At 60.4% G+C, this 11,754-nt stretch carries 16 protein-coding genes; all 16 read right to left on the reverse strand.

Annotation, left to right across the window (positions count from 1 at the left end; translation table 11 throughout):
* Positions 1-11 precede the first annotated feature (11 nt).
* The 16 genes from xseB to spoIIIAC all read right to left on the reverse strand — a co-directional run bounded on the left by xseB (position 12) and on the right by spoIIIAC (position 11,739).
* Positions 12-290 carry an exodeoxyribonuclease VII small subunit gene (gene xseB, locus EAV92_RS09755; RefSeq protein ID WP_123040903.1) on the reverse strand — a complete coding sequence of 93 codons (279 nt, stop codon included), beginning with the start codon at positions 288-290 and terminating at the stop codon, positions 12-14.
* The gene (xseA, locus tag EAV92_RS09760; RefSeq protein WP_123040904.1) at positions 283-1,641 is read right to left on the reverse strand and encodes an exodeoxyribonuclease VII large subunit; all 1,359 of its coding nucleotides are present in this window, start codon (positions 1,639-1,641) and stop codon (positions 283-285) included. Before xseA ends, xseB begins: the two co-directional genes overlap by 8 nt.
* Before the next feature lie 36 nt (positions 1,642-1,677).
* Complete coding sequence (folD, locus tag EAV92_RS09765; RefSeq protein WP_123040905.1) at positions 1,678-2,535, reverse strand: bifunctional methylenetetrahydrofolate dehydrogenase/methenyltetrahydrofolate cyclohydrolase FolD; 858 nt, start codon at positions 2,533-2,535, stop codon at positions 1,678-1,680.
* Positions 2,532-3,002: a transcription antitermination factor NusB gene (gene nusB / locus EAV92_RS09770; protein WP_123040906.1), complete on the reverse strand. Its 471-nt coding sequence runs from the start codon at positions 3,000-3,002 to the stop codon at positions 2,532-2,534. Before nusB ends, folD begins: the two co-directional genes overlap by 4 nt.
* Positions 3,003-3,157: 155 nt before the next feature.
* Entirely contained in the window at positions 3,158-3,388 is a 231-nt protein-coding gene (locus EAV92_RS09775; RefSeq protein WP_123040907.1) for a DUF2273 domain-containing protein, read from the reverse strand.
* Between the two features lie 12 nt (positions 3,389-3,400).
* Positions 3,401-3,964 carry an alkaline shock response membrane anchor protein AmaP gene (amaP, locus tag EAV92_RS09780; protein WP_123040908.1) on the reverse strand — a complete coding sequence of 188 codons (564 nt, stop codon included), beginning with the start codon at positions 3,962-3,964 and terminating at the stop codon, positions 3,401-3,403.
* 146 nt (positions 3,965-4,110) lie between these two features.
* Entirely contained in the window at positions 4,111-4,518 is a 408-nt protein-coding gene (locus tag EAV92_RS09785) for an Asp23/Gls24 family envelope stress response protein (RefSeq protein ID WP_123043666.1), read from the reverse strand.
* 119 nt (positions 4,519-4,637) lie between these two features.
* On the reverse strand, positions 4,638-5,999 hold the full coding sequence (gene accC / locus EAV92_RS09790) for an acetyl-CoA carboxylase biotin carboxylase subunit (protein WP_123040909.1): 1,362 nt from the start codon (positions 5,997-5,999) through the stop codon (positions 4,638-4,640).
* 130 nt (positions 6,000-6,129) lie between these two features.
* Positions 6,130-6,615, reverse strand: a complete 486-nt coding sequence (gene accB / locus EAV92_RS09795) for an acetyl-CoA carboxylase biotin carboxyl carrier protein (protein WP_123040910.1) — start codon at positions 6,613-6,615, stop codon at positions 6,130-6,132.
* A 178-nt stretch (positions 6,616-6,793) separates the two neighbouring features.
* Positions 6,794-7,534 carry a Bax inhibitor-1/YccA family protein gene (locus EAV92_RS09800; RefSeq protein ID WP_123040911.1) on the reverse strand — a complete coding sequence of 247 codons (741 nt, stop codon included), beginning with the start codon at positions 7,532-7,534 and terminating at the stop codon, positions 6,794-6,796.
* Positions 7,535-7,660: 126 nt separating this feature from the next.
* A complete protein-coding gene (locus EAV92_RS09805; protein WP_123040912.1) occupies positions 7,661-8,395 on the reverse strand; it encodes a SpoIIIAH-like family protein in 735 nt (244 codons plus the stop codon).
* A gap of 27 nt (positions 8,396-8,422) precedes the next feature.
* Positions 8,423-9,073, reverse strand: coding sequence for a stage III sporulation protein AG (spoIIIAG, locus tag EAV92_RS09810; protein ID WP_123040913.1), 651 nt, complete (start codon positions 9,071-9,073; stop codon positions 8,423-8,425).
* A gap of 6 nt (positions 9,074-9,079) precedes the next feature.
* Entirely contained in the window at positions 9,080-9,832 is a 753-nt protein-coding gene (spoIIIAF, locus tag EAV92_RS09815) for a stage III sporulation protein AF (RefSeq protein ID WP_123040914.1), read from the reverse strand.
* 28 nt (positions 9,833-9,860) lie between these two features.
* Positions 9,861-11,102, reverse strand: coding sequence for a stage III sporulation protein AE (spoIIIAE, locus tag EAV92_RS09820; protein WP_123040915.1), 1,242 nt, complete (start codon positions 11,100-11,102; stop codon positions 9,861-9,863).
* A gap of 34 nt (positions 11,103-11,136) precedes the next feature.
* Positions 11,137-11,526, reverse strand: coding sequence for a stage III sporulation protein AD (gene spoIIIAD, locus EAV92_RS09825; RefSeq protein WP_123043667.1), 390 nt, complete (start codon positions 11,524-11,526; stop codon positions 11,137-11,139).
* Between the two features lie 9 nt (positions 11,527-11,535).
* Positions 11,536-11,739: a stage III sporulation protein AC gene (gene spoIIIAC, locus EAV92_RS09830; protein WP_123040916.1), complete on the reverse strand. Its 204-nt coding sequence runs from the start codon at positions 11,737-11,739 to the stop codon at positions 11,536-11,538.
* Positions 11,740-11,754 lie beyond the last annotated feature (15 nt).

Genomic DNA, 11,754 nt, shown 5'->3' on the forward strand with positions numbered 1-11,754 from the left:
CGTACTCCCCTTTAGTCGCCGTTTCCTTCTTCGCGGGTCGGAGCGAACGGCTTGCGCCCCAATCCGGATTCGCCTTCCACGAGCATCTCGATCCGGCGTTCCACCTGCTCCAGCTTCTGACCGCACAGCCGGGACAATGTCATGCCTTCCTGGAACAGCTCAATGGCCGCTTCCAGCGGCACGTCGCCGCTTTCGAGACGGGACACGATCGTTTCCAACCGCTCCATCGCCTGTTCGAACGTTTGCGTTTCCCCCGCGGAGCTCAGCTTGTCTCCCCGATCTTCAGCCATTGGCTTCTTCCTCCCCTTGTATCCCCCAGACCTGGCAATCCAAACGGCCGTCCGCGAGCCGGACCCGGACGAGGTCGCCCGGCTGCACGTCGTTCACGCTGCGGACCAGCTTTTTCTGGGATTCGTCGTATACCAAACTGTAGCCCCGCCCCATGACTTTCAGCGGACTCAGCGCGTCCAAATGCCGGATCAGCGAGGCGTACCGGCTTTGCGAGCCGCGAAGCGTGCCCGCCATGGCCAGCTCCATGGAGCGCTTGGCCCCCGTCAGTCGCTTGCGGGCGAAAGCCGCCTGCTCGGTCGGGCTCGACGCCGCGAGCCGTCCTGCAAGCCGCGCGAGCCGCTCGTTCGCGCGGCCGGTTTGGGCTTGGGCGCGGTAAATGAGCCGGTCGCGCAGCCGGTCCAACCGCTCCGCCTGGGCGAGCAGCGTGCGGCGCGGCTGCGTGAAATAAGGCGAACGCGCGGCATGCTGCCAGCGTTCCCTGGCTTTACCCGCGAGCAGCCGAAGCGACTTGCCCATCCGCTGCTCCAGGTGGTGCAGGTGCTGCCTGAGCTCGCCCGCGTGCGGGACGGCCAATTCGGCAGCCGCCGTGGGCGTCGCGGCGCGAAGGTCGGCGACGAAGTCCGCGATCGTGAAATCCGTCTCGTGCCCGACCGCCGAAATGACCGGTATTCCCGAAGCGCGGATGGCGCGCGCGACCGCTTCCTCGTTAAACGCCCACAGCTCTTCAAGCGAACCCCCGCCCCTGCCGACGATCAGCACGTCGACTTCTCCGAGACGGTTCATCGTCTCGATCGCCCGAACGATGGAAGGCGCCGCCGACGTTCCTTGAACCGATACCGGGTGCAGCAGCACCGGAACGGAAGGGTGACGGCGCTGCAGCGTGATCAAGATATCGCGCACCGCCGCGCCGGTCGGCGAAGTGATGACGCCGATCGCTTTCGGGAACCTCGGGATCGGACGCTTCAGCGTTTCGGAGAACAGTCCCTCACCTTCGAGCTTCTTCTTTAGTTGCTCAAACGCAAGATACAGGCTTCCGATCCCGTCGGGCTGCATCGCCGTCGCGTAAAACTGATAGGCGCCGTCCCTCTCGTAAACGGAAACGCCTCCGCGCGCCAGCACCTTCATCCCGTCCTTCGGTGCGAAAGGGAGGCGCTGATTGTAGGAGGCGAACATGATGCATTTGAGACGGCCGCATTCATCCTTCAGCGTGAAGTACATATGCCCGCTGGAATGCCGCGTGAAGTTCGAGATTTCGCCCCGCAGCCAGATGTCCTGCAACCCCGGATCCCCTTCAAGCTTGTGCTTGATGTACCGGTTGACGTCCCGAATGCTCAGAACCTTCTGCTCCATGTTCCCTCCCCCTTTCTCGATGCGTATGAAAATGAATCAATCGATGCCGTTCGCGCGTTTGCAGGACTTGAGCGTGTTCGCCATCAGCATCGTGATCGTCATCGGTCCGACGCCGCCGGGTACGGGGGTAATCCATCCCGCCGTCTCGAGCACGTCTTCATAATCCACGTCGCCGGCCAGCTTTCCGTCCTCGAGACGGTTGATGCCGACGTCGATGACGACCGCGCCGGGCTTCACCCAGTCGCGTTTCACCAGCTTCGGTACGCCGACCGCGACGATCAGGATGTCCGCTTGCCGGGCCACCGCCGGCAGATCAGGCGTCCGGGAATGACAAACGGTGACGGTCGCGTTCTCGCGAAGCAGCAGCATGGACACCGGTTTGCCGACGATGTTGCTGCGGCCTACGACGACTGCGTGCTTGCCCGCCGGGGAGTTACCCGTCCGTTTCAGCAGTTCGATCACGCCCGCCGGCGTACACGGAAGCAGCGAATCGTCCCCGATCATCAGGTTGCCGACGCTGATCGGATGGAATCCGTCTACGTCCTTGTCCACGGAAATGGCGTCGATCACCGGTTTTTCCGCGATATGCTTCGGCAGAGGGAGCTGCACGAGAATGCCGTTGATTTTCGGATCTTCGTTATACTTGGCGATCAGATGCAGCAGCTCGTCCTGCGTCGTATCCGCGGGAAGCCGGACGACTTCCGAATGGTAGCCGAGATCTTCGCAGGCTTTGGCTTTGTTGCGGACGTACACTTGCGATGCGGGATCCTCGCCTACGAGGATGACGACCAAGCCGGGACGGATTCCTCGTCCGGACAGGCGTTCGACTTCCTCGCGGATTTCCCGCCGGATCGTATCGGAAATTTCTTTGCCGTTAATGATGCGCGCGCTCATTCGGGTTCCCCTTCCCCTTCCGCCTGACGGCCCTGACCTTTCTCTTGCTCCCGGATCATCCGGCCAAGCACGCCGTTCACGAACTTGCCCGACTCGTCCAAACCGAAATGCTTCGCCAATTCGATCGCTTCGTTGACGACGACTTTCGGGGGCAAGCCCTTGACGTTCAGTTCATAAGCGGCAAGCCTTAAAATCTGCCGGTCGACGCGGGACAGCCGGTCCACTTGCCAACCCGTCAGGTAAGCCGCCAGCTGGGCGTCCAGTTCTTCCTTGCGGGAGGCTACTCCTTCGACCAGTTCGCGGGTAAAGCCGTCCACCGCGGCCAGCTCCGACACCTCCGCGCCGATCTCGTTCTCCTGACGCGCCTCTTCCATGACCATATTGACCGCCTCGTCGCCTGTTACCCCGTTCATTTCCATCTGGTATAAGCTCGAGACCGCGATTTCCCTTGCCAATCTGCGTTTCATGCGTCCTCCGTTCGGCGCTGTACGACATGCCTTGCGATTTTTACTAGTATGGGAATGCTGAAAACAAAAAAACCTATGACCCGTTCCTTCGCCGAGAAGCGGATACCGCCGGAGCGGCGCCCGCCTTCCCGAAGCAGGAACACTTCACAGGGCTCTTACCGGGACCACGGCCAACGGTCCGTCATCCAGTCCGTCAATCGGTCCCAAGGCAGCAGCGGGCCCCGGTTGTCGTCCTTCTGCTTGCCGACCCAAAATCCGATACCGACCAGCAATGCGACGAACAGCATGTCCCAAAATCCGCTGATCAAATAGATGAGGCCGAAAAACAGCCCTGCCGCCACGCCGCAAGCGCGGCCGCCATAGGCGTCCCACCACGGTTTCCACATGGTCGGTCCCTCCTATTCCACGCGGCTCTTGAAGGATGCCTGCGACTGTATCACGTTCGCGATAAACACGGATACATCCGCCACCGGAATGCCGGTTGCGTCTTCGATTTGCTGGGATACGGTCCGCTGCATCTCTTCCGAAAGCGCGGGAATCGAGCCTTCTCCGTCGATGAAAGCGCGGATCAGGATTTCAAGCCCGGATTCGGTCACGCGCACGCGGGCTTTCAGGTCTTTCACCCCGCGCGTGCGGGATGCGGCTTTCAGCGCCAGGTTTTCAACGGTTTCCACGGAAATGCGGATGTCGCCGTGCTCCGTGCGCTGGTTAATGGAAGGAGCGGTCGAGCCTCCCCGGCGGACCGATACGATGAAGAAGCGCAGGCTGATCAGCAGAATCACGATGGATACGCCGATGACGGCGCCCTGCACGGTCCGCAAGCCTCCCGTGAAATCCCTTACGACATTTTGAAGAAATGAGACCTGGAACCCGCCGCTGGCCGCGATGATCGCGATGATTGCGGCAGCCCCGATGAGAATGCTGTATAAAAAAAGAAGCAGCCTGTCCAACACTCTGATCAACTGAGCGTCCTCCTCGTCTAGTCCCCAACCGGTGACATGAAGCTGTGGAGCGATATCGTACAAAAACCCGGAAAGTCCTCTTCGGGGAATCCGCATGGAATTCCCCGCCGGAGGACTTCGGGTTTGGGCTGCCGGAAGCAGCGTCATTATCTTACTCTTGCGTTCGCTTCTTCTTCTTCGGGCTTGTCGGCCGTTTTGAAATGCACGTCATGAACGTGTACGTTCACTTCGACGACGTTCAGCGCGGTCATCATTTCGATCGACCGTTTGACGTTGCGCTGGATTTCCGCCGAAATTTCGGGAATGCGCCTGCCGTATTGAACGATGATAGAAACGTCGACGGCGGCTTCGCGCTGACCGACTTCCACTTTCACGCCTTTGGACAAGTTCTTGCGGCCGAGCAATTCCCCGATCCCCGAGGAAATTCCGCCGCTCATGCCGGCCACGCCGTCCACTTCGACCGTCGCCAAACCGGCGATCACTTCGATCACTTCCGGCGCGATTTCGATGGTGCCCATGACCGTTCTTTCATAATCCGGGGCTATCGTTTCCAAGCGTACCTCCACCTCCATCTGACCGAGACTCCCTGGTGCGGGCCGTTTGCCCTCGTTATTATAACTATAGCATTAGCGGATAATTATGACAAACGCTTGGCCCGGAGACCGCCCGATTGTCACGCCTCCGCAGGCGCGTTCACATCGTGCTCTTCGAGGAACTTGATGTCGAACGTGCCTTTGTTGAATACCGGATGTTCCAGCAGCTTCAAGTGGAACGGGATCGTCGTTTTGACGCCGTCGACCATGAATTCCCCGAGCGCTCGGCGCGCTCTCGCGATCGCCTCTTCGCGCGTCGGCGCCCAGACGATCAGCTTGGCGATCATGGAATCGTAATGCGGCGAAATCGTGTAATTCGGATAAGCGCCGCTGTCCACACGCACGCCGGGTCCTCCCGGAGGCAGGTAGAAGGAGATTTTGCCGGGGGACGGCATGAAGTTGCGGTCCGGATCCTCGGCGTTGATGCGGCATTCGATCGCCCAGCCGTCGAATTGCACGTCCTTCTGGGAGAAGGACAGCGGTTCGCCTTCGGCGACGGCGATCATTTCCTTGATGAGGTCGACGCCCGTGATCATTTCCGTCACCGGATGCTCGACCTGAATGCGGGTGTTCATTTCCATGAAATAGAACTGGCCGTCGGGTCCGAGCAGGAATTCGATCGTCCCGGCGCCGGAGTAGTTCACCGCGTGGGCGGCTCGGACAGCCGCTTGCCCCATGCGCTCCCGGAGAGCCGGCGTCATGACGGGGCAAGGCGCCTCTTCCACGAGTTTCTGGCGTCGGCGCTGCACGGAGCAGTCGCGTTCGCCGAGATGGCATACGTTGCCGTGTTTATCGGCGATGATCTGGATTTCGACGTGCTTCATGCCCGTGAGGTATTTCTCCAGGTACACGCCGGAATTGCCGAACGCTTTCTGGGCTTCCTGCTGGGCCGTCGTGATTTCCCGGACGAGCATTTCCTCGTCGTCGGCCAGCCGGATGCCGCGGCCTCCGCCCCCGGCCGTCGCTTTGATGATGACCGGATACCCGATCTTGCGAGCGACCTGCACGGCTTCCTCGATATCCTCGACCAAACCGTCGGAGCCCGGGATAACCGGAACGTCGGCCTCCTTCATCGTCTGCTTGGCGACCGACTTGTCGCCCATCCGGCTGATGGCGCTCGCGGAAGGGCCGATAAACGTAATATTGCACGTTTCGCAAATTTCCGCGAAATCGGCGTTTTCGGAAAGGAACCCGTAACCCGGGTGAATGGCGTCGCATTCGGTCAACGTCGCGACGCTCATGATGTTGGTCAAATTCAAGTAGCTGTCTTTGGAAGCGGTCGGTCCGATGCAGTAGGCTTCATCCGCCAATCGGACGTGAAGGGACTCGCGGTCGGCTTCGGAGTAAACGGCCACCGTGGCGATACCCAGCTCGCGGCAGGCGCGAATGATGCGGACGGCGATCTCTCCGCGGTTGGCCACCAAAATTTTATGGAATTTCAAAGGGGGGATCCTCCTTTAACCCGCGCGACCGAACGTCCGCGCTTCCGCGCTCGGTTCGGTCGTCAAAGTGCAGCCGAAATGCGCCGCGTCGGGCGCGGCGTCGGCTGTCAAACGAATGGCGATAACGCGATTATTCCGGTTTGACCAGAAACAGAGGCTGGCCGAACTCGACCAGTTGGCCGTTCTCGACGAGGATTTCGACGATCTGGCCTTTGACTTCCGCTTCGAGGGGATTCATCAGCTTCATGGCTTCCAGGATGCAGACGACCGTTTTCTCGGTCACGCGGTCGCCGACGTTGACGAATGACGCCGCATCCGGGGAAGGAGCGCGGTAGAACGTGCCGACCATCGGGGAAGTGATGCGGTGCAGATTGCTCGTGTCTGCCGCGGGAGCTTTGGGCTGCTCCGCTTGCTGGGCGGGCGCCGGCGCGGCCGGAGCCGGAGCGGCAGCGGGTACGTATGTATGGGCGATCGGTGAGGTTTGCACGTTCACGACTTCCGTGCGGCCGGGCTTGCGGATCGCAAGGCGCGTTCCTTCGTTCTCGATTTCGACTTCATGTACGGACGTTTGGTCCACCAATTTGATCAATTCTTTGATTTCGCTGAGCTTGAACATCAAGTCCACTCCTTGGCTTAAGGGGTCGGGCATTCGCAAGGGAACCGCACGCTTGTACGATCCCATAACGGAATCCATTATACCATAATCGGTCGAAATGGAAAGGTCGGGAAAGGTGCCCGTCGATGCGAAAGGCGCGTTCCGGAGGGAGGGAACGCGCCTTTCCGAGCTTCAAAGCTTAGTCCCGGCTCCGCAATTTGGCCAGTAACCGGATGATTTCGACGTACAGCCAGACGAGCGTCACCGTAAGCCCGAAAGCCCCGTACCATTCCATGTACTTGGGGGCTCCGTTCCGGGCGCCGGATTCGATGAAGTCGAAATCCAGCACGAGGTTCAGCGCCGCGATGACGACGATGACCAAGGAGATGCCGATGCCGATCGCGCCGTTATCGTGCAAGTACGGTACGTTCATGCCGAAAAAATGAAGCACGATATTGATCAAATAAACGATCGCGATGCCGGCGGTCGCGGCTATGACGCCCAGCTTGAAGTTTTCCGTCGCGCGGACGACCCTTGTCTTGTAAGCGAGCAGCAGAGCGAGAAACACGCTCATCGTCAGCAGGGCCGCCTGAAGCGTAATGCCATGGAATTGCTCGTCGTAGATCGCGGACAAAGCGCCCAAAAACAAGCCTTCCAGCGCGGCGTATACGGGCACGAGTACGCGGGAGGAAGACGGTTTGAAGCTGATGACGAGAGAGAGGATGAAGCCGCCGATCGCGCCCAAGACGGCATACGGGGCGACGTTCCTTCCTTCGTAATACATGGCCCAGGTGCAGAACGCCGCGCCCAGCAGGATGGCCAGCGTGATGAATGATTTGTTCACCGTGCCCTCCAGCGTCATCGTCTCTTGTCCGTAATGCCCTTTCACATTGTCGAAAGTTTTGTCGTTTAAAGTCGGGTTTCCGCTTCTGCCGATCAACCCAGATCACCTCATTCGGTAGGATGTCCCAATTTTACCATGCCTGCCGGGTTTCGCCCAGTGAAACAAACGAAAGCCTCCCGGGCCGCGTCACGGCGGGCGGGAGGCTTCGTGTTCGACTGTCGCTTACGGCACGTATTGGACGGACAGGCGGCTCGGCGAAACGTTCAATTCTTTGGATGCCAGGTCGATGATCTTCACGGCTTGCTTTTTCTCGAGCTTGGAGGCTTGCACGACGACCTTGAAATTCATTTCGTCTTCCGTCACGACGGCGTTGTCGTAGTCCTGCAGCAGCTTCTCTTCCAAGCTGGTCATGCGGGAATCCGTGTCTTCCAGTCGGGCCAGCTCTTCCACGGCCGAAGAGGCTTGCTCTTGGGTGTGGTTTTTGGTGTCGGCGATGATCGCGCTCAATTTCTCGCTTTCGCTAGCCACTTTCTCTTCGTGCAGGCGTTGCAGCTGGTCGAAGTATTCGGAGCCCTTAAGATTCGTGTACTCATTCAGCACCGCTTCGTCGGCCGGAGAAACCGTACCGCCGTCCGCCTGCTCCTGGCTCTTGCCGTCACTCTTGCCGTCACTCTTGCCTTGGTCGCCCGAAGTCGCGGCCTCGTCCTGCGCGGACGAAGAGTCCGTTTTGCCGCCTGCTGCGTCGGCAGCGCCGGAAGCCGTGGCATCTTCCTCGATGACCTCGATGCCGTTGTCCTTGCCGGAGGCGCCCGCGCTGTCCAGCGTCTGGGTCTGCTGCTTCGTGCCGCTGGCGCTCTGGGACGGGGTCACGTCCTCGGTAAACAGGTAGTACGCGGACAAAATCACCATCAGACTAAGCATGGACACCAGCCAAATCGTTTGACGCTTGTTGTTCATTTTTCCTTCCTCCCCAATCAGGTTTGTTCAAGATTTTCTCGGAACGACCGAAATGCGGTGCATCGGCACGTCCAAACCGCGGGATACCGCTTCCTGGACCAGCTTGTGGACCGTGGCGTTTTCCGCGCCTTTGGCGACGACGACGACCCCCCTCACCTTCGGCTTCAGCTTCTTGACGACGATGGGAGCCTGGCCCCCCGACACTTCGTAAAGGACGACTTGGCCGTCCGTCGTGACATCCGTAATATGGCGGCTCGTACCGTTGCGGTCCGACTCGTTGGTCAGCTGCTGCGTTTTCTTCTCGTTGAGCTGCACGACGGTTTCTTCCGTCGATTCGACCGTCACGAGAACGTTGACGCTTCCGACGCCGACGATCGTTTCGAGCAGGTCCTTCAGCCGGCTTTCCAGCTGGGATTCGATATCGGCGAACGGATCGTTCTTAGCTGTTCCCCCGCCCATGAAAGTTTCCTGATCCTGCGGCGCGTCCTGGTCGCCCGGCGGAACGATTTCCGTCTGATTGCCGGGATCCACGGGCTTGACGTTCAGGAGCGACGAAGCGAGCAGCAGCGCGGCGCCGATCAATCCGAGCAGGATGAGCCACCGGAACGTCTTGATCCTGCGGCCCCCGCCCGACCCGCCGCCGATGAATGACTCCAACCGTTCCAGCCACTTGGCCAAATGCGCTCACCTCCTCTCGTCCGCGGCGTCCGCCGCCAGCACCTGCACCCGGTTCGCCGGCACTCCGTATTTGGCGGAGAGGAGCGCCGTCACCCGGCTGCGCGTTTCCCGGTCGGCCGGGTTCTCTTCCGCTTCGCCTCCGGCCGCGCGATCGCTCGGCGGGATTTCCACGATCACCGGCGCGACCGGCTGTACTTGCTCCACCGGCTTAGACCCGGGCGACGCCTCCGGATCCGGCTCGGCGTCACCGCCTGCTTCTGCGGTTCCTCCGGTTCCGCCGGTTCCGCGGTTCGTGCCCGCCTCCGGCCCGGCCATCGTGACGGTCACGCTTTCCACGTCGAGCTGGCCTTCGGGAGATCGGCGAAGCTGCACGGCCACCTGCACGACTTTGCGTCCTTCGCTTTGCTCGACGTCTTCCTTGATCGCGTCGCGAAGGCGTCCAGCCGTCACCTGCTCGGCTTCTTCCTGCTGCTTGGCCTGCCACTTGCGGCCTTCCTCCTTGATCTTCGACAACTCCTCCGCTGATGCCCGGTCATCCGATTGGGACGTTTCGAGCCCGGCCGCCAGTCTGTTGCCGAAGTCGCTGTGGAGCCAGTTCAGCATCGGCGTGGCCACCGTCAACAGGATGAACAGCCCCGCGACCAGCCGCACGTAGCGCTGCATCGTCTTGTTCGGAAGCAGCAGGTCGACGAGACCCGCGAGCAGCACGACGGCCACGATTTGCTTCAGCCAGCCGGACAGTCCCTCCATCAAGCCCATTCGCGCACTTCCTTTCCGACCTTCCCCGTCACCGGATCATGAGGGCGGCGTTCCCCGCGGTCAGGACGATGGTGATGGCCAGAAAGAACATCAATCCGACCGCGGCCAGCGCCGCGAACACATAGATGAGCGTCTTCCCGATCGTCTGCAGGCACGCGACGATCGGCGACTGACCGAGCGGCTGAAGCACCGCGCCCGCCACGTTGTAAATGAGCGCGAGCGTCAGGACTTTGACGGCGGGAAACGCACACAGGAACAGCAGGACGATGACGCCGGCCAGGCCGACCGCGTTTTTCACGAGCAGGCTGGCGGAGAGGACCGTATCCGCCGCGTCGGAAAACATCCTCCCGACGACCGGAACGAAATTTCCCGTCACGAATTTGGCCGTTTGCATGGCGACTCCGTCGGCGACGGCGCCGCTCGCACCCTGGATAGAGAGCACACCCAGGAAAATCGTGAACATGACGCCCATGACGCCGGCTCCGACGTTGCGCAGCAGGTTGGCGAGCTGGGTCACTTTGTAGCGATCGCTGATCGAACTGACCAAATGAAGCACGGCGGAGAAAAACAGCAGCGGGAACACGAACAGATGGATAAACGTCCCCACCGTATGGATCATGAACACGATCAGCGGGTGCAGTACCGCGACCGAAGCCACGCTGCCCGTGCCCGCCATCAAAGTCAGCAGCAGCGGGACCATCGCCAGCATGAACTGGACCATGTTCTGGATCGCTTCGGAGGCGTATGTGGTCGCCGTCCGGAAGCTGTTCACCGCCAGGATCAGCAGCACCAGATATGCGATCGCGTAGGCCACCTTGCTGACCGCATTGCGCTCGAACGCCGTCTGCATCGTTTCGAGGATCATGGTGAACACCGTGAGCAGAACGATCGTGACGAGCAGCTTGCCGCTGTACAGCACCTCGTGGAGGAAAAACCGGAGCAGCCCCGCGAAAGCCTGCCCCATGCTCCACGGCTTGCCGTCCGGAAACATCAGCTGCCGGATTTCGGGAAGCTTGCCCTCCGGAAAGTAACCTCCATAGCGAGTCTTGAGGTCTTCCCAATACCTTTCGATTTCCTTCATTTCCATGTCGTGCGACTGCTTCTGGGCTAGCTCGGTCACAAAGCTGCCCGGTTCCCCGGTAGGCTCCGCGGGTGCCGCGCCGGATTCCGGCGCGGCAGCCCGGGCGGAAACCGGGGCCGGCGACAAAAGCGCGGCGGCGGTCAGGCACAAGGCGAACATGAGAACGAGGACGGATAAGCGGCGGCGCATGTTCTCCCTCCCGACCGGCCGGCGGACCGCTTGATCAGGCCGGCAGCAAATTCAGCACGGTTTCGACGATGACGCTGATGATGGGAATCGCCATGACGAGGATGAGCATTTTCCCCGCGAACTCGATTTTGGAAGCAATGCTTTCCAGTCCCGCGTCCCGCACGATTTGGGCGCCGAATTCGGCGATGTAGGCGATTCCGATGATTTTAAGCATCGTTTTCAAATACACCGAAGGAATGCCGGAACGGGCGGCCAAATCGTCCAACACCGACACGACGTCCCCGATCTTCCCGATCAAGGCGAGGAAGATGCCGACGCCGGTAAAGACCGCGAGCAAAAAAGCGAACATCGGCTTTTGTTCCCGGATGACCAGGATGAGTACGGTCGCGAGAAACCCGATGCCGACGATCTGAAGGATATCCACCGACCTCACCTACTGGAACAGGAAGATCGTTTTGATCTCCTGAAAAAGTTCGTTGAGAAGCCTCACCACCATGAAGAGAACGACGACGAAGCCGATGACGGTGACCCAGTGCGCCATATCCTCCTTGCCCATCTGCTTCAACACCGTATGGATCATGGCCACGATGATTCCGATGCCGGCGATTTGGAATATGGTGCTGACGTCGATATTCATCGCATTCTCGGCCCC

Origin of the sequence: Cohnella candidum, from assembly GCF_003713065.1 — a bacterium.
GTDB classification, from domain to species: domain Bacteria; phylum Bacillota; class Bacilli; order Paenibacillales; family Paenibacillaceae; genus Cohnella; species Cohnella candidum.